22 protein-coding genes and 2 pseudogenes are annotated in these 20,713 nt (G+C 73.8%); 13 read left to right on the top strand and 11 right to left on the bottom strand.

What is annotated here, in order from left to right; genetic code table 11:
• Window positions 1-478: 478 nt before the first annotated feature.
• Complete coding sequence (locus ABTX62_RS00530; RefSeq protein ID WP_352114126.1) at window positions 479-2,536, bottom strand: glycoside hydrolase; 2,058 nt, start codon at window positions 2,534-2,536, stop codon at window positions 479-481.
• A 306-nt stretch (window positions 2,537-2,842) separates the two neighbouring features.
• Between ABTX62_RS00530 and ABTX62_RS00535 the strand changes: the two genes are divergently transcribed.
• The gene (locus tag ABTX62_RS00535; RefSeq protein ID WP_352114127.1) at window positions 2,843-3,829 is read left to right on the top strand and encodes a LacI family DNA-binding transcriptional regulator; all 987 of its coding nucleotides are present in this window, start codon (window positions 2,843-2,845) and stop codon (window positions 3,827-3,829) included.
• Between the two features lie 469 nt (window positions 3,830-4,298).
• On the opposite strand, the gene ABTX62_RS00540 is transcribed toward ABTX62_RS00535, so the two are convergent.
• On the bottom strand, window positions 4,299-4,778 hold the full coding sequence (locus ABTX62_RS00540; protein ID WP_352114128.1) for a MarR family winged helix-turn-helix transcriptional regulator: 480 nt from the start codon (window positions 4,776-4,778) through the stop codon (window positions 4,299-4,301).
• Window positions 4,779-4,872: 94 nt separating this feature from the next.
• Between ABTX62_RS00540 and pip the strand changes: the two genes are divergently transcribed.
• Window positions 4,873-5,835 carry a prolyl aminopeptidase gene (gene pip, locus ABTX62_RS00545; RefSeq protein WP_352114129.1) on the top strand — a complete coding sequence of 321 codons (963 nt, stop codon included), beginning with the start codon at window positions 4,873-4,875 and terminating at the stop codon, window positions 5,833-5,835.
• Between the two features lie 48 nt (window positions 5,836-5,883).
• Window positions 5,884-6,120: pseudogene (locus tag ABTX62_RS00550) on the top strand (glycoside hydrolase family 97 C-terminal domain-containing protein); the annotation flags it as partial.
• A 67-nt stretch (window positions 6,121-6,187) separates the two neighbouring features.
• Here ABTX62_RS00550 and ABTX62_RS00555 read toward each other — a convergent pair.
• Complete coding sequence (locus ABTX62_RS00555) at window positions 6,188-6,436, bottom strand: hypothetical protein (protein WP_352114425.1); 249 nt, start codon at window positions 6,434-6,436, stop codon at window positions 6,188-6,190.
• A gap of 97 nt (window positions 6,437-6,533) precedes the next feature.
• Here ABTX62_RS00555 and ABTX62_RS00560 point away from each other — a divergent pair, with 97 nt between their 5' ends.
• From ABTX62_RS00560 to ABTX62_RS00580, 5 genes and pseudogenes are all read left to right on the top strand, one after another.
• Entirely contained in the window at window positions 6,534-6,959 is a 426-nt protein-coding gene (locus tag ABTX62_RS00560; RefSeq protein ID WP_352114130.1) for a sortase-dependent protein, read from the top strand.
• Window positions 6,956-7,570, top strand: a complete 615-nt coding sequence (locus ABTX62_RS00565; RefSeq protein ID WP_352114131.1) for a class F sortase — start codon at window positions 6,956-6,958, stop codon at window positions 7,568-7,570. Before ABTX62_RS00560 ends, ABTX62_RS00565 begins: the two co-directional genes overlap by 4 nt.
• Window positions 7,567-8,058, top strand: coding sequence for an RNA polymerase sigma factor (locus ABTX62_RS00570; RefSeq protein ID WP_352114132.1), 492 nt, complete (start codon window positions 7,567-7,569; stop codon window positions 8,056-8,058). Before ABTX62_RS00565 ends, ABTX62_RS00570 begins: the two co-directional genes overlap by 4 nt.
• Window positions 8,042-8,572: a hypothetical protein gene (locus tag ABTX62_RS00575; protein WP_352114133.1), complete on the top strand. Its 531-nt coding sequence runs from the start codon at window positions 8,042-8,044 to the stop codon at window positions 8,570-8,572. Before ABTX62_RS00570 ends, ABTX62_RS00575 begins: the two co-directional genes overlap by 17 nt.
• Before the next feature lie 48 nt (window positions 8,573-8,620).
• Window positions 8,621-8,852: pseudogene (locus tag ABTX62_RS00580) on the top strand (right-handed parallel beta-helix repeat-containing protein); the annotation flags it as partial.
• Window positions 8,853-8,956: 104 nt separating this feature from the next.
• On the opposite strand, the gene ABTX62_RS00585 reads toward ABTX62_RS00580, so the two are convergent.
• The 4 genes from ABTX62_RS00585 to ABTX62_RS00600 form a co-directional block, all read right to left on the bottom strand.
• Window positions 8,957-9,625 carry a DUF4328 domain-containing protein gene (locus tag ABTX62_RS00585; protein ID WP_352114134.1) on the bottom strand — a complete coding sequence of 223 codons (669 nt, stop codon included), beginning with the start codon at window positions 9,623-9,625 and terminating at the stop codon, window positions 8,957-8,959.
• A 4-nt stretch (window positions 9,626-9,629) separates the two neighbouring features.
• Window positions 9,630-9,992: a DUF952 domain-containing protein gene (locus tag ABTX62_RS00590; protein ID WP_352114135.1), complete on the bottom strand. Its 363-nt coding sequence runs from the start codon at window positions 9,990-9,992 to the stop codon at window positions 9,630-9,632.
• Complete coding sequence (gene bla / locus ABTX62_RS00595) at window positions 9,989-10,963, bottom strand: class A beta-lactamase (protein ID WP_352114136.1); 975 nt, start codon at window positions 10,961-10,963, stop codon at window positions 9,989-9,991. The genes ABTX62_RS00590 and bla overlap by 4 nt, the downstream gene beginning before the upstream one ends.
• Before the next feature lie 151 nt (window positions 10,964-11,114).
• Window positions 11,115-11,666 carry a tellurite resistance TerB family protein gene (locus ABTX62_RS00600; RefSeq protein WP_352114137.1) on the bottom strand — a complete coding sequence of 184 codons (552 nt, stop codon included), beginning with the start codon at window positions 11,664-11,666 and terminating at the stop codon, window positions 11,115-11,117.
• A 411-nt stretch (window positions 11,667-12,077) separates the two neighbouring features.
• Between ABTX62_RS00600 and ABTX62_RS00605 the strand changes: the two genes are divergently transcribed.
• On the top strand, window positions 12,078-12,440 hold the full coding sequence (locus ABTX62_RS00605; RefSeq protein WP_352114138.1) for a DUF1304 domain-containing protein: 363 nt from the start codon (window positions 12,078-12,080) through the stop codon (window positions 12,438-12,440).
• 2 nt (window positions 12,441-12,442) lie between these two features.
• On the opposite strand, the gene ABTX62_RS00610 is transcribed toward ABTX62_RS00605, so the two are convergent.
• Window positions 12,443-12,856: a DUF5994 family protein gene (locus ABTX62_RS00610; RefSeq protein WP_352114139.1), complete on the bottom strand. Its 414-nt coding sequence runs from the start codon at window positions 12,854-12,856 to the stop codon at window positions 12,443-12,445.
• Window positions 12,857-13,221: 365 nt separating this feature from the next.
• Between ABTX62_RS00610 and ABTX62_RS00615 the strand changes: the two genes are divergently transcribed.
• The gene (locus tag ABTX62_RS00615; RefSeq protein ID WP_352114140.1) at window positions 13,222-13,596 is read left to right on the top strand and encodes a DUF6479 family protein; all 375 of its coding nucleotides are present in this window, start codon (window positions 13,222-13,224) and stop codon (window positions 13,594-13,596) included.
• A gap of 41 nt (window positions 13,597-13,637) precedes the next feature.
• The gene (locus tag ABTX62_RS00620) at window positions 13,638-14,126 is read left to right on the top strand and encodes a hypothetical protein (protein WP_352114141.1); all 489 of its coding nucleotides are present in this window, start codon (window positions 13,638-13,640) and stop codon (window positions 14,124-14,126) included.
• 300 nt (window positions 14,127-14,426) lie between these two features.
• On the opposite strand, the gene ABTX62_RS00625 is transcribed toward ABTX62_RS00620, so the two are convergent.
• A complete protein-coding gene (locus ABTX62_RS00625; RefSeq protein WP_352114142.1) occupies window positions 14,427-16,088 on the bottom strand; it encodes a glycoside hydrolase family 13 protein in 1,662 nt (553 codons plus the stop codon).
• Window positions 16,089-16,397: 309 nt separating this feature from the next.
• Here ABTX62_RS00625 and ABTX62_RS00630 point away from each other — a divergent pair, with 309 nt between their 5' ends.
• A complete protein-coding gene (locus ABTX62_RS00630; RefSeq protein ID WP_352114143.1) occupies window positions 16,398-17,333 on the top strand; it encodes an LAETG motif-containing sortase-dependent surface protein in 936 nt (311 codons plus the stop codon).
• A gap of 81 nt (window positions 17,334-17,414) precedes the next feature.
• On the opposite strand, the gene ABTX62_RS00635 is transcribed toward ABTX62_RS00630, so the two are convergent.
• Window positions 17,415-18,389: a nucleoside hydrolase gene (locus ABTX62_RS00635; protein WP_352114144.1), complete on the bottom strand. Its 975-nt coding sequence runs from the start codon at window positions 18,387-18,389 to the stop codon at window positions 17,415-17,417.
• 525 nt (window positions 18,390-18,914) lie between these two features.
• Here ABTX62_RS00635 and ABTX62_RS00640 point away from each other — a divergent pair.
• On the top strand, window positions 18,915-19,460 hold the full coding sequence (locus ABTX62_RS00640; protein WP_352114145.1) for a pyridoxamine 5'-phosphate oxidase family protein: 546 nt from the start codon (window positions 18,915-18,917) through the stop codon (window positions 19,458-19,460).
• A 17-nt stretch (window positions 19,461-19,477) separates the two neighbouring features.
• Here ABTX62_RS00640 and thrS read toward each other — a convergent pair whose 3' ends face one another.
• Window positions 19,478-20,698: a threonine--tRNA ligase gene (gene thrS, locus ABTX62_RS00645; RefSeq protein WP_502997880.1), complete on the bottom strand. Its 1,221-nt coding sequence runs from the start codon at window positions 20,696-20,698 to the stop codon at window positions 19,478-19,480.
• Window positions 20,699-20,713: the final 15 nt, after the last annotated feature.

Genomic DNA, 20,713 nt, shown 5'->3' on the forward strand with positions numbered 1-20,713 from the left:
CGCGCACGGGTTCCGCTCCGAACGGACGACGGAGCAGGCCGCCCCGGGGCCGCCGCCGCTGAACCGGCCCGCCGGTCCCAGGGCCTGTCGTCCGCGTCGCGCACGGGTTCCGCTCCGAACGGACGACGGAGCAGGCCGCCCCGAGGCCGCCGCCGCTGAACCGGCCCGCCGGTCCCAGGGCCTGTCGTCCGCGACCCGGTCCACACGACAGGGCCCGGGAGCCGGCGCCGGCCGCGACACCCGCGTACTTCCCGGTGAGCGGCGCGACGGTCATCAGTCCGTCGAGCCGGAGCCCGGGCGCGCCGGCCACGAGACCGGCCGGCTCCCCGTTCGGCGACAAGGGCGGTAGGCCGTCCGGGGCCGCGGGCGACCGGCGGTGCACCCGGGGGGCCGGGTGGTGACGTACGACGCCCCCGGCTTCCGCCGCCGGTAGGGGCGCGGAAGCCGGGGGCGTCGTGGGACGGACGCGGCGCGAGGGTCAGCCGCCCGTCACCTCGGTCACCTTCCAGCGCTGGTTGGACCCGGAGTTCGGCTGCCAGACGCCGACGGAGGCCCCGTCGTTCGTGGACTGGCCCCCGACGTCCGGGAGCCGGCCGGTCGCCGCGTTCACGAACGTCCACGTGCCGTCGCCGGTCGTGGACGCGATCCACTGCGCGGCGGCGTCGCGGCGGCCCTCGTCGGGTTCGGCGACCAGGGCGCCCTCACGGATCGCCAAGCGCTTGTCCGTGCCGGTCTCGGTGAGGACGTAGCGCTTGCGGTTGCCGTCACCGCGGATCTGCTCCACCCGCCACTGCCGGCCGCTGGGGTCGGCGGGGTTCGGGGTCCTGATGACCAGGCCCGTGCCGTTCCCGGCGATGGTGAGGTCCTTGCCGCTCTGGACGCCCGTGAGGCGGTAGGTGTGCCCCTTGCGCAGTTCGGCCGCGTCCTTCGCGACACCGGAGACGCCCTTGACGAGGAAGGACGTCACCGACTGGGCGGGCACGGTCAGCGTGGCCTGCTCGCCGGTGACCCGGACGGCCTTCCGCTTCTCCAGCTTGCCGTCGGCGCTGGTCACCACAGGGGTGACCGTGGCGCGGGAGGAGACCCGGCCGAACTTCGACAGGTCGAGCGTGACCTCGCGGGCCTCGGTGGCGCTGTTGACGTGGACGACGGTCGCCGCGTCGCCCTTGCGGGAGACCGCCGCGGTGCTGGACGTGTCGTTCGTCTTGATCAGCCGGTCGCCGGGCTTGATGAAGTGCGTGAAGTTGCGGGCCGTGTCGAACTTGGTGTTGGTGTGGATCGGGCAGGACTTCAGGGTGTCCTTCGCGGTGCAGCTGAAGGGGAGCTGGATCTCGCCCCAGTTGCCGCCCTTGGCGGACTCCCCGCCCGGCTTCATGTTGTCGTAGTCCTCGACGGGCTGCCAGAACACCCAGGCCTTGGGCTCCAGTTCGCGCAGGTCGTCCACCATGCGCTGGGCCAGGCCCAGGCCGGGCCGCATGTCCGTGAAGCTCTGGCCGTCGCCCCAGTCGCCCTCGACCTCGCTCATCCACAGCGGCTTGCCGGCGGCCTTGGCCAGGTCGCGGACGGTGGTGCGCTGTCCGGTGCCGTAGGTGTGGACGTTCATCTGGTCGACGAGGTCGCGGACCTCCTGGGGGTAGGAGTTCCAGTTCGTCGCGAACGTGCCCGGGTTCGTCTCGTCCATCGCGGATATCTCCGCGTCCGAGCGGGACTTCTTCAGGACCGGGGCCAGGGCGCGGAGGACCTTCTGCTGGAGCTCGGGGCCGATGTGGGCGCCCTCCTGGCGGCCGCCGGTCGGTTCGCCGTCGGGGCCGAGTTTGGTGCCCCAGTAGTCGGTGTTCGGCTCGTTGAACGGGTCGAGCGTGTCGACCTTGATGCCGTGCGCCTTCTCCAGCCGCTCGGTCGCGCCCACCAGGTACTCGGCGAAGTCGTCGACGGACTCGGTCTTGAGCTGGTCCGCGCCCGCGTCGAAGTTGCCGGAGACGTAGCCGCTCTCGGTCATGAACCAGGGCGGGGAGTTGCTGAAGGTCTCCCAGTGGGTGATGTCCTTCTTGATGCGGTCGACCCACCAGCGCTGGGTCTTGTCGGCCTTCTTGTTCCAGTCCGCCGGGTCGTCCGCGTCCCACCAGTCGACGTCCTCGCGGGTGGTGCCCGCCGGGGCCTTCCACCAGCCCTCGACCGCGCCGCCGGCCCGCAGGTAGTCCTTGACGTCGGGGGCGTTGCCGCCGCCGATGTTGTAGCGGGCGATGTTCAGGGCGAGGCCCTCGTCGCCGAAGAGGAGCCGGTAGAGCTTCTCGCGGATCGCGGGCGGATAGTCGCCGGTGGCGTTGGCGAACCAGACCAGGCTGGTGCCCCAGCCCTCGAACCTCTCCCCCGCGTACGAGGGGTCGGGCCGGACGGTGACCCCGGCCGCGGCGGCCTCGGCGGCCGTCGTCTCGGCGTGCGCGGCGGGCAGGGTGGCGGTGGCCAGGACGGCTCCGGTCGCCAAGGTGACGCCGATGGCCCCGAGGAGCCTTCTCTTGCGGGTGCGGTGTGCCATCTCGAGTACTCCAGCTCTTCTGCGTGCCGCGTGTCCCGGCGGACGCGGAGATCGGGGCCTACGTGGTGCGACTGGTACGGATTCGACGGCTTCTCATACGGTTTCGGCTAGGCGATGTTTACGTAAACATCCACTGGCGGGATGTCTACACTGTCCGAATCTCAGGGGTCAAGGACTCGTTCCGGACCGAAACTCGCGCGCCGGTCGCGTAGGGAGGGGAATGTGGGCACAGTGGACGGCGAGAGCGAGTCGAGAGGCACGAGCCGGACGAGAAGACGCGCGGCCCGGCCCCGCCAGGGTGCGTCCATGGCGGACGTCGCACAGCTCGCCGGGGTCTCCTCCCAGACGGTCTCCCGCGTCTCGAACGGCTTCCCGGGCGTCACCGAGGACACCCGGGCGCAGGTCCTGGCGGCCATGCGGGAGCTGGGCTACCGGCCCAACAGCGCGGCCCGGGCGCTGCGCCGGGGCGAGTTCCGCACCCTCGGCGTGATCACCTTCTCGCTCTCCACCATGGGCAACATCCGCACCCTGGAGGCCATCGCCACCTCCGCCGCCGAGCACGGTTACGCCGTCACCCTGCTGCCTGTGGCCGTCCCCACCCAGGACGAGGTGAACGGCGCCTTCTCCCGGCTGGGCGAACTCGCCGTGGACGCCGTCATCGTCATCATGGAGATCCACCTCCTCGACGCGGCGACGGTCTCCCTCCCGCCCGGGGTGCAGGTCGTGGTGGCCGATTCCGACGCCGGTGACCGCTACACCGTCGTCGACACCGACCAGGCGGGCGGCGCCCGTGACGCCGTACGGCATCTCCTCGAGCTCGGCCACGACACGGTGTGGCACCTGGCCGGCCCGGAGGGCTCCTTCGCCGCCCAGCGCCGCGCCAACGCCTGGCGCGCCACACTCACCGAGGCGGGCCGGACCCCGCCGCCCCCGGTCCGTGGCGACTGGTCGGCCGAGTCCGGCTACCGGGCGGGTCTGCTCCTCGCCGACGAGCCGGAGTGCACGGCGGTGTTCACGGCCAACGACCAGATGGCCCTGGGCCTGCTCCGCGCCCTGCACGAACGCGGCCGCCGCGTCCCCGACGACGTCAGTGTCATCGGCTTCGACGACATCCCCGAGTCCGCGTCCTTCCTCCCGCCCCTCACCACCATCCACCAGGACTTCGCGGAGGTGGGACGGTTGTGCGTGGCGGGGGTGCTCAGCAAGATGCGGGAGGCCGGGACGGAACACGGCACGACGCTGGTGCCCACCCGCTTGGTCCGGCGGGCGAGCACGGCACGGAGACGAGGGTGACGGACGCGGACGGGGCCGGGGCGACCGGGCGCCGCCCTCAGCGAGTCGATGGCCGGCCGCCGGGACCGGCTCGTCGTCCGGGTCGTCGACGACGTCGAGACACCGGCTCTGCCGCCCTGGTCCGGCGGAGCGGGCGGAGTCCCGCGGTGCGCGAGCTGCCCGCCCGGTGCCGACGGGCGGAGAAGCTCGCCGGGGCCGCCCGTTCGGCCTCCTGACGCGGACGCCACCTCCGTCTCTTCCGGATGCTGTGCCTCACCGACCGCCCATCACCAGGTTCGCCCGGCCACGGCGCCCTGCCAGGTCCCCACAAAAAGGTGGGTACCCCGGCGGGCCGGGGGCGGCCTCCCCGCCCTCGCCGTCCTCCGCGCCCCGAACCGGGTCGGTTGGCGCGCTGCCGTGATCACGCAGCTGTGAGGGGACGGCCTGCAGGGGACCACTACCGGGTGACCCCCGGCGGGATGGGCCGAGGTCAGGTAGTCGTGCGAGCCGCCGCCACCCGCTCCCCGAACGGCCGCCTGCCCACCGCCTGCACCACCTCGGTCAGCAACTTGCCCAGCGGCATGGACAGTTCCGCGTCCAGCTCCGCCATCGCCGCCTTCGTCGCCTCCCACTCCGCCTCGATCAGCGGCAGCAGCGCCCGGGCCTTGGGGGTGAGGCCGACCAGCCGGCGGCGGGCGTCCAGCGGGTCGGGGGTGTGGGTGACCAGGCCCGCGCGGGCCATCTGGGCCGCCGTCTGGCTCGCGGCCGAGTGCGTGACGCCGACCGCCGCGGCCAACGCGCGTACCGAAAGCGGGCCTTCGGCCACGAGTGCCCGGACGACCGGGGAGAAGCGGGGCCGGTACTCGGGGAGGCCCTGCTCCTCGTAGAACGCGGCCACCTCGCCGTCCAGCAGGTCCAGCACGTGACGGAGCAGCGTCCCCACGGCGACCGGATCGGGTTGATTGCTCACGCTGTAATCTAACAGCGCTGTCACATCTGCTGTCACATCTGCTGTCGCATCCGCGGTTGACCCGAGGCAGCCAGGTCAGGAGAGGACCTCCGGCATGGCCGAGCTGTATCCCGCCGGCATCGAGCCGTACGACCACGGCATGCTCGACGTCGGTGACGGCAACCGCGTGTACTGGGAGACCTGCGGGAATCCGGCCGGCAGGCCCGCCCTCGTGCTGCACGGCGGGCCGGGGTCGGGGGCGGGGCCGTTCTGGCGCCGGCTGTTCGACCCCGCGGCCTACCGCGTCGTACTCCTCGACCAGCGCGGCTGCGGTCGGAGCACCCCCGACGCGGCCGACCCGGAGACCTCCCTCGCCACCAACACCACGCACCATCTGATCGCCGACATCGAGCGGCTGCGACAGCATCTCGGCATCGGGGAGTGGCTGGTCCTCGGCGGCTCCTGGGGCGTGACCCTCGCCCTCGCCTACGCCGAGCGGCACCCCGGGTCCGTGTCCGGGCTGGTCCTCTTCAGCGTCACCGCCACCACGCGCCGCGAGGTGGAGTGGGTGACCCGGGACATGGGGCGGATCTTCCCCGCGGAGTGGGCCCGGTTCCGGGACGCCGTACCGCGGGCGGAGCGCGACGGCAGCCTGGTGGACGCCTACGCCCGGATGCTCGCCGACCCCGACCCGGCCGTACGGGAGCGGGCCGCGCGGGAGTGGTGCCGGTGGGAGGACGTGCACGTCTCCACCCTGCCGGGGCACCGGCCCGATCCCCGGTACGCGGACCCGCGCTTCCGGATGCGCTTCGCCCGGCTCGTCACGCACTACTGGCGCCATGCCGCCTTCCTGGAGGACGGGGCGCTGCTGCGCGACGCCGGGAAGCTGGCCGGCATCCCCGGCGTGCTGGTCCACGGCCGGATGGACATCAGCGGACCCGTGGACATCGCGTGGCGGCTGGCCCGGGTGTGGCCGAACGCGGAACTCGTCCTGATCGACGACGAGGGACACGGGCTGTCGGGGACCTCCATGACGACGGCGGTACTGGCGGCGACGGATCGCTTCCGGACGGCGTAGCGGACCTCGGGACGGCTGCCCGGAACGTCCGGGGCAGCCGGGGTCGGGGTGCGGGTCCGCGCCTACAGGACCGGCCTCACCCGATACGTCGCCGTCGCCCGGCGCGACGACTCCACCCGGTACCCCGGCGCGCTGACGAACGAGACGCCGGAGGCACTGTCGCTGCCGCTGTCCTTTCTCGGCGGCGGCACGAACACGGCGACGGTCCGCGCCCGCGGCACCCCCGGCGCGAGCCCGTACCGGAACCCGGCCGTGGTCGGCGCCCGGACGGTGACCCGCGACGGCACCCTGGACGTGACGCCGGCCTCGGCGCGGACCAGGCGATCGTGCCGCAGCCGGGCCGGCGTGCGGTTCAGCCGATGTCCACCACCCGGGCCCACTTCGGGGGTGAGTCCGGGACGTACTCCGGGTCGGACTCGTCGTAGGAGTGGTTCTCGTACCGGCGGGGAAACAGGCCCACCACCGTGCGGCACGGCGGCCTGGTGTCCGGCCAGGGCGGCGAGCAGTTCCTCCCGCCGGAGCTCGGCCGGATCGTGGTCGCGCGCGGCCGGTTCGCCGTCGACCAGCCCGTCCGGTGCCGCCCCAGCGGCGACTTTGCCATCTCTTTACAACCTGGCCCGTCGCCGCCTCGTCTCTCCGCACGATCTGTCATCCGGCCCGCCGACCATCGGGCCGGACCGATGAAGGAGTGCGATTCCATGCGCCGAACCGTCCTCAGTGCCCTGGCCCTCACGGCCACCGCCGTACTGATGGGCACGGGCCCCGCGTTCGCGGACGGGGCGACCACCCCGAGCCCGGTCCCCTCGCCCGCCGCGCCCACCACCCAGCCCGCGGAGAGCGCCGAACCGACCCGGGAGGCCGCACCGACCCCGGCGCCCGCCGAGGACGAGTCGCCCCGGACGGCCGCACCGACGCCGGCGCCGGCCGAGGACGAACCGACCCGGGCGCCCGCCGACGACCAGGTCTCCGTCAGGCCGAGCGGCGCGCCCGACACCGGGGTGACGGCGGCGTCCCCGGCCTCCGGGAGCGACGGCACGGCGATCGGCGCGGGCGCCGCCGCGGTGCTCGCCCTGGGCGGCGGCACCGTCTTCGTCGTACGCCGCCGCCGGGCGACCGGGGCATGAGCTCGTTCTCCAGGCGCGCGTTCACGGCCGGGGCGCTGGCGTCCGTGCTGACGGCGTGCGGGAGCCACGGGAGCACCGCGCCACGGTCGAAGACCACCGCTCGGCCGGTTTCGGCCGAGCGGGCCCGCCCTCTGGCCCGTTCGGTCCCGGTACGGCTGCTGATCCCGGCCATCGGCGTCGACACCCCGGTCATCCGGCTGGGCCTGGCGGCCGACGGCACGGTGCGGGTGCCGCCGGTCACGGCCCACGACCGGGCCGGCTGGTACCGGCACTCACCGACGCCCGGCCGGACCGGCCCGTCGGTGCTCCTCGGCCATGTCACGGTCGGCCCGTACGGCGACGGCGTCTTCCGCCACCTCGCCCGGCTGCACCGGGGCGACCGGATCGTGGCGCGCCTGGAGAACGGCACCGCGGCGGAGTTCGCCGTCACGGCCGTACGCACCATCCCGAAAACCGACTTCCCGGCGGACGACGTCTACGGGAACGTGAACCGCCCGGAGCTGCGGCTGATCACGTGCGGGGGTGCGCGGACCGGCGACGGTTACGCGGACAACGTCATCGTGTTCGCGGCGCTGAGCGGCTCCGAGCCCCCCACCCCTGGAGAGCGTTGAAACGGTCCCGCGAGAAGGCAGCGTCCGAGCTGTTCGCCGCCCTCTACCCGCGCCTCGCCGGCTGGTGCCGCCGCCTCGTCGACGACGACGGGACGGCCCACGAGATCGCCTCCGAGGCGTTCACCCGGCTCTGGGCCCGCTGGACGTCCGTGGAGGAACCGCGCGGGTTCCTCTACGTCACCGCGGCCAATCTCGTCCGAGACCACTGGCGCAAACTGGAGCGCGAGCGCCGGGCCATGCACCGCGTCACCTCGGAAGCCGCCGTACGCCCCCACGCCGAGCAGGCCGACCCGTCGGTGCGGCTGCTGGTGCAGTCACTGCCGGAACGACTGCGCGTCCCGATCCTGCTCCACTACTACGCTGACATGCCGATCCGGGAGGTGTCCGCACTGACCGGGCGCAAGGAAGGAACCGTCAAGGCCGACCTGCACGCGGCCCGGGAACTGCTCCGCGTCCACCTGAGGAGAAGCCTTGACCACACGCCTTGACGGAGACCCGGGCGACCAGGAGTTCGCTCCCGACGACCCGCTCGCCGTGATCCTGCGCCCCTCCTCCCCCGACTACCTGGGCGCGCCCGCCGGGCAGTACGAGGCGATCCGCCGCCGTGCGACCCGCCGGCGCCTGCTGCGCGCCGCGGCCGGGGCGGGCCTGTGCTGCGTCGCCGCCGCGCTCATCGCCCTCCCACTGCGCCTCACGGCACCCGAACGCCCCACCGCTCCGACGATCCCCATGGCCCCGCCGACCCCACGGGTGACACCGCCCGCCCCTTCGGCGCCCGCCACCCCGGTGCCGTCCCCGTACGAGTCGCGCCCCTCGTCCCCGGGCACGCGCCGCCCGGCCACCGACGTTCCCCGTACGTCCGTCCCCGGCACCCGCCCCACGGCGGAGCCGACCGGCCCGGCGGCCCCCTCCCGCTCCCCGTCGGCCACCCCCGCCTCGATACACCCCGCCCCGTCGGCGGCCCGCCCGAGCACGGACCGGAGGGCGGCCGAGAGCCGCTGACCGGCTCCGCGCGGGACCGGGTCAGCCACCTCGCCCCTGCTCAGCGGCAACAACATCGTCGAGCGCACGGTGACGCGCCACAACCGTGGCTCGGGGCTGCAGCTCTCGCGGACGCTCTCCAGCACGCCCAAGGACCAGTGGCCGTCCCACAACCTCGTCCTGAGCGCGGAGTCGCACGACAACGTCGACTCCGACGGTGAGGACGCCGACGGCTTCGCCCCGAAGCTCACCGTCGGCCCCGGGAACGTCTTCCGCCACACCGTGGCCCACAACAACGACGTGAATCCGTCACGTCGCCGTCCTCGGCGCACCCCGGGGTCGCGGACGCCGCTGTCGGTGACGGTCTCGTTGGCCCGTGTCGGTGTACCGGCCGCTGCGGCCCGGTCAGTGGCCCTGGCCGGCGATGTGCTCCCGCTGCGCCGTCGTGAGCGTGTGGATCATGAGGGCGGCGGTCCCGGCGGCGGCCACGATGATCAGGTCGGCGGCGAGCAGGGGCAGGACGCCGTCGTAGGCACGGGCGATGACCTCGTCCGTGTCGTCGGCGTAGATGAGCCCCACGCCGCCGGCCAGACCGGCCAGCCACAGGCCCCACCACCAGTTCACGACGGCGGGCAGCCGCCGCTCGGGGAAGGCCGAGCGGTGGACGTCCGCGACGATGCCCCGGGGTATCCACAGGTTCACGACGGGCACGATCCAGCCCAGCCACAGCCAGGGGTAGCTGTAACGCGGGTCCGCGCCCGAGAGGGCCTTGGCGTTGTCCCGCATCCGGTCCAGCCAGAACAGGAACGCGAGGGCGCACACGAACGTGACGGTGCTGCCGACCGAGTCGACCAGGTGGTAGGAGTCCTCCAGCGTGTTCAGCGGGCGGTGCACGCCGCCGCCCTGGTCGGGCGGGCCGGACGCCGGCTCTCCGGCCGCTGCGAGCCGGAGGTGCCAGACCGCCCGGGTCACCCAGGCCAGTGCGGCGAGGGCGAGGGCCCCGATGGCGCAGAGGGCCGCTCCCCGGACGGGGTGCGGGGCGGGGGCGGCGGATGTGGACTTCTGTTCGATCACCCGGTCATCCTGCCGTACGCAGCTCCGCGGCCCGGCCCTCCTCGTCCCACCGCACCTCGAGGAGGTGGTCGACTGCGTCCCGGTCGAGGGGGCCGAACACGTGCGGGAACAGGGTGTCCCCCGAGACGCCGGGCGGCGGGGCCGGGGCCGCCGCCTCCCACTCCACCCGGGCGGTGAGCCGCGCCTCGTCCAGGGCGAGCACGAGCAGGGGCCGGGGCGCGTCCCGGTAGAAGGCGTTGACGACGGCCAGGGTGGTCGCCTCGTCCGGGGAGCAGTGCACGAAGCCCTCCTCGGTGAGGGAGTCGGGCGCGTACGCCTGACCGGGGTCGGTGCTCCAGACGGTGAGCGGTACGACGTGATAGATCATGGCCCCGTTATAGACGCCGACGAGAGCCCCGGGAGCTTCAGGGCGGCGATGGTCCGCCGGGTCGCTTCGGCGATCAGGGCGTCCGAGGGCTCGCTGTCGCGGCCGGGGCGGTCGGTCATGACGGCCAGGACGAGCGGCTCGGTGCGGGGCGGGTGGACGATCGCGATGTCGTTGGCCCGGCCGTAGTCGCCCGTCCCGGTCTTGTCGGCCACCTTCCAGTCGCCGGGGAGCCCGGCCCGGATACGGCGGGCGGCGACGTCGGTGGCGTTGCGGGTCAGCCAGTGCATGAGGAGCCCGCGCTCCCGGGCGGGCAGGGCGGTGCCCAACAGGAGCGTGCGGAAGTCGGTGGCGATCGCTCGCGGGGTGGTGGTGTCGGCGGGGTCGTCCGGTGGTACGTCGTGCAGTTCGGGCTCGTAGTGGTCCATGCGGCTGGTGGAGTCGCCGAGCCGGCGCAGATAGGCGGTGAGCCCGGCGGGGCCGCCGGTGTCGCGCATCAGGAGGTTGCCCGCCGTGCCGTCGCTGTAGCGGACGGCGGCGTCGCAGAGCTCACGGAGCGTCATCCCGGTCGCGACGTGCTTTCCGGTGACCGGTGAGGTGGAGCGCAGATCGGCGCCGGTGTAGGTGACACGGCGGTCCAGGCCGCTCAGAGAGCGGTGGTGCAGGACCGCCGCCGCGGCCAGCGCCTTGAACGTCGAGCAGAACGCGAAGCGTTCATCGGCGCGGTGGACGACGGTGGCGCCGGTGCCGGTCGCGAGGGCGTAGACGCCGACGCGGGCGCCGTACGCGCGCTCCAGGTCCGCCAGCCGGGGCCGGTGGACCGGGGGTCCGCCGGTCGGCGTACCGGTGGGCGCAGGGGTTCGCCGCCTCGCATCGCCGGCGGGGCGGTCGTCCGTCCCGCAGGCCGTGAGCGGGAGCAGGGCCGAGGCGGCCAGGAGGGCGCGGCGCGAGGGGGCGGTCCGGTGGGGGGTCATGCGGCGGGCTCCTTCACGGCGTCGGCCGGGGAAGGCTCCGGTGCTCCCGGCAGAGTGGTCATGCGGGGTATCCGTCGCTCGGAGCCTCCCGAGCCGACGGCCGGCACGCCCTGGACGACCGGACCGTCGGAGCCGCCCCCTTGTCCCACCGTCAGAGCTGGAACTCGGTGGGGGACACCCCCAGCGTCGCGCAGGCCTCGCGCAGGACCGTCGCCTCCGCCTGGGAGAAGTGGCCGTCGGCACCGGCGATGACCATGCCCGTCTGGATCACGGCCCGGGCCTCGGTGGGCTTCTTGGCGGCCTTGGCGATCTCCTGCATGGCCTCCGACTTGCCGAGCAGGAAGTTGGCGGTCAGCTGGTCCACATGCTTGTTGAAACGCTGGCGGAGCTGCTCCGGCGGGAAGTTCTGCAGCACGTCGTTGCTGAGGATCATCGACTCGACCTGCTGGCGCTCGGCCGGGTCCACATTCCCGTCGGCCGCCGCGACCAGAGCGCACATCGCCATGCTCGCGTCCCGGTACGCACCGCTCTTCAGCTCGTTCTTCAGCGACCCGAGCTGCGTCTTGAACAGGCCGACCAGCTGGGCCTTGCCGCCACCACCGGACCTCGTCCCACCGCTGTGCCCGCCGGCCGGCGCACTCCGCCCGCCCTGCCCCTGCTGGAGAGCCTTGGCCTGGTCCTTGAGCCGGTCCCACACTGCCATTGAGGTCACCTCGGTACTAGTCGGCATCACCTACCGCACGAGCTCACGCGCGCACACCCACCCAACGCCCGGCCCCTGGCAAAGGTTCCGCAAAACGAAAGGCGACCGCCCGCACCCCGAAGCCGAGTGCGGGGGTCGCGGTGAAGAACGTCGGGCGTCGTCGCGGGAGCGGGAGCTTCAGGCTCGGGGTGTTGCGGAAGGCCGCGAAGCCCACCGCTTCCCGGACACCGGGGCGACCTCGCGGAGCGGGCGCGGGCGGGAAGGCCGGACCCGGCTCCCGAGCGGCACACGCGGGGACGCGACGGCCGGGCCCGGCCTTCCTCTGGCCGCAATCTGCCACCCGGCGCGGCCCGCCGCCTCCGGGGAGGGCCCGAACGAGGACGGGCGGGGCGGGCCTGTGATGATGAGCGCATGTCGACCCTCGCCACGCTCGCGGTACTGGTCCTCGCCGCGCTCCACGTGTACATCCTGGTGCTGGAGATGTTCCTGTGGACCACGCCACGGGCCCGGGCCGCCTTCGGCACCAGCGCCGAGTTCGCCGCCGCGTCGAAGGCCCTGGCGGCGAACCAGGGCCTCTACAACGGCTTCCTCGCCGCCGGCCTGGTGTGGGGCGCGGTGGCGTCCGACCCGGTGGGCTTCCGGGTCTCGGTGTTCTTCCTGGTGTGCGTGGCGATCGCGGGGCTCTACGGCGCCGCCACGGCCAGCCGGAAGATCCTCTTCGTCCAGACCGTCCCGGCGCTGGCCGCCCTGGCCCTGGTGCTGCTCGCGCGCTGACGTCAGACACCCTGTGCGACGGCTTGTTCCATGAGCCGGACGGCCTCCGCCTCCTCCGTGGCGGGCGGCACCACCAGCAGGTCCCAGCGGCCGCGGCCGGGGGCCAGCAGGCAGACGGTGTGCGGGGCGGACGGCGAGTCCGTGCGGCCGACGTGCACCGCCTGCCCCGCGACGACCAGCCGCTCCGGGCAGGCCGGCCAGGTGTCCCCGTTGACCAGGACGCTGCTGATCCGGCCCCAGGCATCCGGCAGGCCGCCGAGCAGCCCGGGAAGCTCGGCGGCCAGGTCGTACGAGCGGGGCCACCACGCCCCGTCGATCCGGCGGGCGGTGGGCCCCTGGCCCGGCTGGTCCGCGAGCCGTAGCCGGACCTCGGACGGCGCGGGAACGGACGGTGGGGGCGAAGAGGCGGACGTCATCGAGGGGCTCCTGCTGCGGATGGGGTGCGTGGCGAGGAGGTGGCGAGGCCGCGGGCCCGTTGGGGAGGTCCTGGGAGTGCGTGGGACGCCGAGGGCGGGACCGGTTCGGACACCGGTTGCGGCATACCCCCGGTTCCTCCACGGTACCCCGCGGGCGGTGCGGGAGCCGGTGCCGCCCGCACCGCGACGAGACGTCGTTCCTCCCCCTCGTGCGGGGGCCGGACGAGGGGGACGGGCGGGTCCCGGTCGTCGGCGGCCTGCGCCACGCCAGGGACACCCCGCCGGGCGTGGCGTCCGAGGCAGTCAGGGTTTCACTGTGGAACATTCCGGGCGCTTTATCGCATTCCGTCGGTGATACTTGGGGCATGAAGACGGCAACGTACGCAGAACTGGCGGCCTCGTCAGATCACGCGGTCGCCGTGGCCCTCGCCTTCGTCGGCGGGCTGATCGTGGCCTGTGCGCTGATCTGGGCCGTGCGGGTCGGGATGCGGGTCATGGACACGGACACCCATCACCCCGCCCCGGAGGAACAGCCGCATCTGCCGGACACCGGGCCGGTCCGCGAGACACGGGAGATGCGGGAGCCCGACGACGTGCCGGTCGTGGCGCGCGACGGTCAGCGCATCATGCCGCACGAGCTGCATCGCGCGAGCACCAGGACGGGCAAGGACCAGCATCCGCGCCGCTGGTCGCCCGGATCCAGCGGGTCCTTCGGCGGCGGCGGACTCGGACGCACGTGAGGCCGTGGGCCCGAGGGCCGGCGGTCCCTCAGGGAGGCGACATGGCCGCCCGTCACCGCAAGCGCCGGGCGACGGAAGGTGCGGCCCTGGTGCTGGCCGTGTCCGCCGTGCTGGCGGGCTGCGGTGGTGCCGAGAGCCCGGCGGACACCGCGCGGAAGGCGGAGTCCGCGGTGGAGTCCATCGCCTCGCAGGCCCCCGGGGCGATCGAGTCCGCCACGGCCGAGGCCGGACGCCGGCTCGACGCCATCCAGGGCGGCACCGACGTAGAGGACGACGTGCGGACCGGCTCGCCCGTGATCGGGTCCGACGGCCGGGCTCGCGCCGAGGTCACCGTCCGCAACACCGACGACGCGCCCCGGTCCTTCGCCGTCCAGGTCGACTTCCGGAACGCCGGGGGAGAACTGGTCGACACGGTCATCGTCACGGTGGACCACGTGCAGGCCGGCCACTCCGCCACGGCCACCGCCCGCAGCACCCACGACCTGTCCGGGGAGGTCCGGGCGGAGGTGGCCCGGGCGCTGCGCCACTGACCCGTTCATCACGGGCGGGGCTCCCGGTCCGCGTCCGGGTGGGCCGGCGGCGCCCAGCCCAACCTCACCGCGTCCTGGGTGAAGCCGGTCAGCACCCCCGGCTGGAAGCCGGGCCTTCGACACCTGCCCGGCCTCCCCCGCCGCAGTGACGGTTCTCGCCGCCGATGTGAACCGCGGCGGTGCCGTAGACGCCGGTGTTCCAGACCTCCCGCGCCCCCGAAGGGGCGCGGGGAACCGCGCGACCGGCCACGACGGCGCCGCACCCGAAGGACGACCCCCACGGCGCCGCCCGCGGAGCGCTCAGCGCCCGAGCCACGCCGTCGTGTCCGGGCCGAGCAGGCCGTCCTCCAGGGGCGCGCTGGTCAGCAGGACCTCACCGGCCGGCAGCCCGACGGGCGCGTCGGACAGGTTCGTGACGCAGCGCCAGCCCTCGCAGCGGTCGAAGCGGAGCACGCCGTCCGGGGCGTCCGACGCCCAGGTCAGCTCCTCGCCGTCGAGGAGTTTGCGGCGCAGCCGCAGGGCGGTGCGGTACAGCTCCAGGGTGGAGCCCTCGACTCCGTCCTGCGCCTCGACGGCGTAGGCGGCGAAGCCGGGCGGCTGCGGCAGCCAGGCGCCGCCGGGCCCGAAGCCGTACGAGGGTCCGGCTTGCGTCCACGGCAGGGGCACCCGGCAGCCGTCGCGACCCTTGCGGACGTGGCCCGTCTGCTCCCAGATCGGGTCCTGGAGCACTTCGGTGGGCAGGTCGGGGACCTCGGGCAGGCCGAGTTCCTCGCCCTGGTAGACGTAGGCCGAGCCGGGCAGCGCCAGCATCAGCAGGGTGGCCGCCCGGGCCCGGCGCAGCCCGGCCGCCCGGTCGACCGCCGGGGCGTGGCCGCCGGAGAGCAGCCAGGCGTTGAGGTCGGTGCCCGGCGGCAGCATCAGGCGGGAGGCGTGCCGGATCACGTCGTGGTTGGACAGCACCCAGGTGGCCGAGGCGCCCGCGGCCCGGGCGGTGGCGAGCGAGTCGGTGACGACCTGCCGCAGCTCGTCGGCGTCCCAGCCGGCCTGCAGGTACTCGAAGTTGAAGGCCTGGCCCAGTTCGTCCGGGCGGGCGTACAGGGCGCGCCGGGCGCCGGGCACCCACGCCTCGGCGACGGCCATGCGGGGTGGGCGGTAGGCGTCGAGGATCTTGCGCCAGTCGCGGTAGATCTCGTGCACGTCGTCGCGGTCGTAGAAGGGGTGGGTGCCGGGCGGCAGTGCGGTGAGGGCCTCCTCACGGCTCAGCTCGGGCCGGCCGAGGTCGCGCAGCGGCTCGCTCAGGTCCTTGACGAGGGCGTGGGCGACGTCGACCCGGAAGCCGTCGACGCCGCGGTCGGACCAGAAGCGCAGGGTGGTGCGGTAGTCGGCGCGGACCTCCTGGTTCTCCCAGTTGAGGTCGGGCTGTTCGGGCGCGAACAGGTGCAGGTACCACTGGCCGTCGGGCACCCGCTTCCACGCGCTGCCGCCGAAGACGGACTGCCAGTCGGTGGGCGGGAGTTCGCCGTGCTCGCCGCGGCCGTCGCGGAAGACGTAGCGGTCGCGGGCCGACGAGCCGGGGCCCGCGGACAGGGCCTCCTGGAACCACGCGTGCCGGTGCGAGGAGTGGTTGGGCACGATGTCGACGATGACCTTCAGACCGAGGCGGTGGGCCTCGGCGGCCAGGGCGTCGAAGTCGTCGAGGGTGCCCAGGCGCGGGTCGACGCCCCGGGGGTCGGCGACGTCGTAGCCGCCGTCGGCGAGTTCGGAGGGGTAGAAGGGGCTCAGCCACAGGGCGTCCACGCCCAGGGCGGCGAGGTGGGTGAGGCGGCGGGTGATGCCGCGCAGGTCACCGAGTCCGTCACCGTCGGCGTCGGCGAAGCTGCGCGGGTAGATCTGGTAGACGACGGCCTGACGCCACCAGTCCGGATCCCTGGACGACAGGTCGAGCGTGGAGCGATCGGTCACGCGGTCTCCTTCGAAGGGCATACGGGCGACAGCATTGAATCTGTCCAGAATGCCGGAAAAAGGAACCATCGCGTTGATCGGAGTGATCCATTCCTGCTGTGATGAAAGTGTGATGGCAGACCAATTCCCTTTGCATCAGCGCAGGTTGACAGCGTGCTGCGGCAGCGCCACGATGGGGGCTCACTGAGGCGCATGTGACCTATGAGCCCAGTGTTTCTCAGACCACTCACCCCCGGTGCGGCCTCGGCGGCCGCGCGCTGCCCGCATGCCGCCACCCGGGTTCTGCACACGCCAAGAAATGGGATACGTATGTCCATAGCGAGACGTGTCACCGCGCGCCGCCTGCTGGGGACGGGCGCCGCGGCCCTCGCCCTGTGCGCCGCCTCCGCCACCACCGCGTTCGCCACCGGTACGCCCGGCGGCGACGGCTGGTCGTCCGGGGGCAGCTACCAGCCAGGCACCGGTGCGGGCACGGAGACCGGGACCGATCGCTGCCAGTTCTCGCTCGACGGCACGAACTTCCACGACTCGGTCAAGGTCGACGACCAGAACCTGAAGCCGACCGAGGACGGCAAGATCCACATCACGGTCCGCGCCGCCGGTGACGCCGTCACCTGCACGGCCTCCCTCGCGTCCTACCTCGCGCACGGCGCGACGTTCGCGACCTCCGGCGAGCAGGTCTTCGTCGACTTCGACACGGTGACGGTCAAGCCGGGCGCCACCGACTCGCTCGACATCGCCATCCCGGACAAGGGCTGCTTCGGGCAGATCGACCTCTACCGGGGCGCCGTGAGGTTCGACGGCGAACTCGACGCGAAGGACGGCTTCGAGCACGGCGAGCTGCCCAAGGGCCCGGACCGCCCGGTCATCAAGGACAAGCTGATCGCGGCCTGGAACGGCGGCACGAAGGACTGCACGACCCCGCCGCCGGCGGAGGAGGAGCCCCCGGCCTCCACGCCGCCCGCGTCCCCCTCCGAGCCGGCCGAGGAGACGACCCCTCCGGCGTCCCCGTCCGAGCCGGCCGAGCCCTCGACGCCGCCGTCCTCCGACACGGACACGCCCACCCCGAGCGCCTCCGAGTCGACGCCCACCGCTCCCAAGCCGAACGGCGGTGGCGGTGACCTCGCCGAGACCGGCGCCAACAGCAGCACCGGCCCGATCGCCTTCGGCGCGGCGGCCCTGCTGGCGGGCGGCGCGGCCCTCGTCGTCATGACCCGCCGCCGTGCGGCCAACCGCGGCGCGTAGGACGCCCGGGCCTGAAGAGCGCCCGGTGTGCTGTCGTCCGGCGGCGACGGCACACCGGGCGCTCTCATGCCCCGGCGGCGATCACCCCCCGACCGTCGCCAGGTACAGCTTCACGTAGCGCTCCACCTCCACGTCCAACGCCACGTCGACCAGGGGCTGTTCGCGCGTGCCCTCGTGGAGTTCCGACTCTCCGGGCCGGGCACGGCGGTCCACGATCGTCATGCCGCGGGTCGGTCCGGGCGCGAGGGAGACGTCCACCGGAAGGCGGTGGGTCGTCAGGCCCTCCGGGTCGGCGACCGCGCACACCGCACCCGCGTCACCGAGGCCGCCGGCTGTCTCGGAGGGGTCGTCGGGACGGCTGTCCGGGTGGGCGGGCCGGTGGGCGAGCAGTTCCCCGGCCAGCCGCGCCCCCGGCTCGCCGCTCGCGCGCAGCCCGCGCACCCGCGCCGCCGGGACCACGACCCGCGTGAACACGTCCAGCCCGTACATCGTGATCGGCACCCCGGCGGTGAGCAGGATCGCGGCCGCCTCCGGGTCGTGCCAGACGTTGAACTCGGCGACCGGCGTGGCGTTCCCGACGGCCGCCGCGCCGCCCATGAAGACGATCCGCTCGATGTTGCGGACCACCTCCGGATGCGTACGCAGGAGCAGCGCGATGTTCGTGAGCGGTGCCGTGGGGATGAGCGTGACCGGGCGCGGGGAGGCCAGGATCTCGCGGCGCAGCAGCGTCACCGCGTCGACGTCGACGGGCCCCCGCGTCGGCTCGGGCAGGCCCAGGTCGCCCATGCCGTCGTGCCCGTGCACGTGCCGCGCGGACCGGGGGGCCTCGATCAGCGGCCGCTCGGCGCCCCGGGCCACGGGGATCTCGGGGGCGCCCGCCTGCTCCAGCACGGTCAGGGTGTTGCGGACGACGCCGTCCACGTCCGTGTTCCCGGCCACGCAGGTGATCGCCCGCACGTCGAGCGCCGGGTGCCGTACGGCGAACAGCAGGGCGAGGGCGTCGTCGACGCCGGTGTCGCAGTCGATGATCACCGGGATGCGCTGACCGTCCGTCACGGCGGGGACTCCTTCCAGTGGTCCGCGGGAAAGCTCCGTGGCAGCGACCCTACGGCCCGCGGGAGCGCCCACCGCGGGCGCGCGGCGTCAGGACCGCCGTACCGCCGTGACGCCGAAGTCCGGCGTCGCCTTCCGGCCGACCGTGCCGCGAGCCCCGCTGACGCCCCACTCCTCGCGGTCGATGACCGCGTCCGGCCCGTGAAGGCGACTTGGAAGGCGCCTTGCGGGTCGTCGCCGACGCCGGTCGGTTCGAAGTCCTCGGTGACCTGCCCGGTCGCGCCGCGCACGGTCAGGTCGCCCGTGACCCGGCAGCGGGTCCCGCCCGGCACGACCGCGACCGGCGACGGCGGCGGACTCGTGCCGGCCGCGCTCCACCCGATTCCCGTCCGGGCCGTGTTCCACCCCGGCACGCTCCGGCCCTGGACGGCACACGGGCCGGCACCGCCCCGGACCCGCGAACGGACGCGGCGATGATTCCGAACCCGGCGGCCCGTCGTTACCGGCAGGAGACGGAAGGAGACCGCCATGCCCGCACAACGACCCACGACCGAACTCGACGCCCGCTACAGCTCCGCACTCAACCCCCGCCCGGGTTCTTCGGAGGTCACGGCCACCGAATGGGACGAGGCGCAACGTCACCTGGGGTCCGCCGAGGTCTTCTGGGTGTCCACGGTGCGACCCGACGGCCGGCTGCACGTCACGCCCTGCATCGCCGCCTGGCACGAGGGAGTGCTGTACTTCTCCACCGGCCGCCGGGAGCAGAAGGCGAAGAACCTCGCACACGACGCCCACTGCGCCCTGACCACCGGGGTGAACTCGCTCACCGAGGGGTTCGACGTCGTGGTCGAGGGCAGGGCGCGGCCGGTCGACGACCCGGTGGCGCTGGAGGAGGTGATCACGGCGTTCGAGACGAAGTACGGGCCGCACATCACCTCCCCCGAGGGCACCTTCCACGGCATCGGGGACACGATCCGCGAGGGCGACGACCTCGTGTTCGCGGTGTCCCCGGACACCGCGTACGGCTTCGGCCGGGACAACGGGGTCTACAGCCACACGCGCTGGACGTTCTGAGCCTCGGTGGACCCGTCCTACGACGGGTCCCACAGCTCGGTGCCCCGGGCCGCCACCCGGTCGCCGATCCGGCGCAGCAGCTCGGCGCCGGGCAGGGCGTCCGGCCGGGTGCCGTCGCGCAGGCGGGGTGCCGCGAGACCGGTGGCGGCCTCCCGCCCGCCGATCACCGCCTGGTAGGGGATCAGCCGGCCGGCGCGGATCCGGGCGGCGAGGGTGCCCTGCTCGGGGCCGCTGACCTCGGCGCGCAGGCCGAGCTCCCGGGCGCGCCCTGCCAGGGCGTGGGCGGCGTCGTACTGCTCGTCCCCCACCGGCAGGACGGCCAGCTGCACCGGGGCCAGCCATGGCGGGAAGGCGCCGCCGTGCTCCTCGAGGAGGTGGGCGACCGCGCGCTCCACGCTGCCGATGATGCTGCGGTGCACCATGACCGGGCGGTGTTTCGCCCCGTCGGGGCCGATGTAGTGCAGGTCGAACCGTTCGGGCTGGTGGAAGTCGATCTGGACGGTGGAGAGGGTGGCCTCCCGGCCGGCCGGGTCGGTGATCTGCACGTCGATCTTGGGGCCGTAGAAGGCCGCCTCGCCCTCGGCCGCCTCGTACGGGACGCCGGAGCCGTCCAGGACCTCCCTCAGCAGGGCGGTGGCGCGCCGCCACAGCTCCGGATCGGCCACGTACTTGCCGCCCTCGCCGGGCAGGGACAGCCGGTGGCGGGCCGCGCGGATGCCGAGGTCCGCGTAGGCACGGCCGATCAGCTCCAGCGCGGCACGGGCCTCCTCCACGGCCTGCTCCAGGGTGCAGAAGATGTGCGCGTCGTTGAGGGTGATGGCCCGCACCCGGGTCAGACCGCCGAGCACGCCGGACATCTCCGAGCGGTACATCCCGCCCAACTCGGCCATGCGAAAGGGCAGTTCGCGGTAACTGCGGGAGCGGGAACGGTAGATCAGGGCGTGGTGGGGGCAGAGACCGGGGCGCAGCAGGACCTGCTCGGCGCCCACGTCCATCGGCGGGAACATGTCGTCGCCGTAGTGGTCCCAGTGCCCGGAGATCTCGTACAGCTCGCGTTTGCCGAGGGCCGGCGAGTACACGTGCCGGTAGCCGGCCCGCCGTTCCGCGTCGCGGATGTACTCCTCCAGGGTGTGCCGCACGACCGCGCCGTCGGGCAGCCAGTACGGCAGCCCCGCGCCCATCAGCGGATCGGTGTCGAACAGGTCCAGTTCACGGCCGAGTCGGCGGTGGTCGTGCATGGTGGCTCCTCGGTT

The sequence above is a fragment of the Streptomyces sp. NPDC096046 genome, assembly GCF_040303285.1.
Taxonomy (GTDB): Bacteria; Actinomycetota; Actinomycetes; order Streptomycetales; family Streptomycetaceae; genus Streptomyces.

Excerpts from the sequence above, each read along its gene's own strand:
- ABTX62_RS00530 (WP_352114126.1), bottom strand. The coding sequence starts at position 2,536 with ATGGCACACCGCACCCGCAAGAGAAGGCTCCTCGGGGCCATCGGCGTC.
- ABTX62_RS00535 (WP_352114127.1), top strand. The coding sequence starts at position 2,843 with ATGGCGGACGTCGCACAGCTCGCCGGGGTCTCCTCCCAGACGGTCTCC.
- pip (WP_352114129.1), top strand. The coding sequence starts at position 4,873 with ATGGCCGAGCTGTATCCCGCCGGCATCGAGCCGTACGACCACGGCATG.
- ABTX62_RS00555 (WP_352114425.1), bottom strand. The coding sequence starts at position 6,436 with ATGGCAAAGTCGCCGCTGGGGCGGCACCGGACGGGCTGGTCGACGGCG.
- ABTX62_RS00560 (WP_352114130.1), top strand. The coding sequence starts at position 6,534 with ATGCGCCGAACCGTCCTCAGTGCCCTGGCCCTCACGGCCACCGCCGTA.
- ABTX62_RS00565 (WP_352114131.1), top strand. The coding sequence starts at position 6,956 with ATGAGCTCGTTCTCCAGGCGCGCGTTCACGGCCGGGGCGCTGGCGTCC.
- ABTX62_RS00590 (WP_352114135.1), bottom strand. The coding sequence starts at position 9,992 with ATGATCTATCACGTCGTACCGCTCACCGTCTGGAGCACCGACCCCGGT.
- bla (WP_352114136.1), bottom strand. The coding sequence starts at position 10,963 with ATGACCCCCCACCGGACCGCCCCCTCGCGCCGCGCCCTCCTGGCCGCC.
- ABTX62_RS00600 (WP_352114137.1), bottom strand. The coding sequence starts at position 11,666 with ATGGCAGTGTGGGACCGGCTCAAGGACCAGGCCAAGGCTCTCCAGCAG.
- ABTX62_RS00605 (WP_352114138.1), top strand. The coding sequence starts at position 12,078 with ATGTCGACCCTCGCCACGCTCGCGGTACTGGTCCTCGCCGCGCTCCAC.
- ABTX62_RS00610 (WP_352114139.1), bottom strand. The coding sequence starts at position 12,856 with ATGACGTCCGCCTCTTCGCCCCCACCGTCCGTTCCCGCGCCGTCCGAG.
- ABTX62_RS00615 (WP_352114140.1), top strand. The coding sequence starts at position 13,222 with ATGAAGACGGCAACGTACGCAGAACTGGCGGCCTCGTCAGATCACGCG.
- ABTX62_RS00620 (WP_352114141.1), top strand. The coding sequence starts at position 13,638 with ATGGCCGCCCGTCACCGCAAGCGCCGGGCGACGGAAGGTGCGGCCCTG.
- ABTX62_RS00630 (WP_352114143.1), top strand. The coding sequence starts at position 16,398 with ATGTCCATAGCGAGACGTGTCACCGCGCGCCGCCTGCTGGGGACGGGC.
- ABTX62_RS00640 (WP_352114145.1), top strand. The coding sequence starts at position 18,915 with ATGCCCGCACAACGACCCACGACCGAACTCGACGCCCGCTACAGCTCC.
- thrS (WP_502997880.1), bottom strand. The coding sequence starts at position 20,698 with ATGCACGACCACCGCCGACTCGGCCGTGAACTGGACCTGTTCGACACC.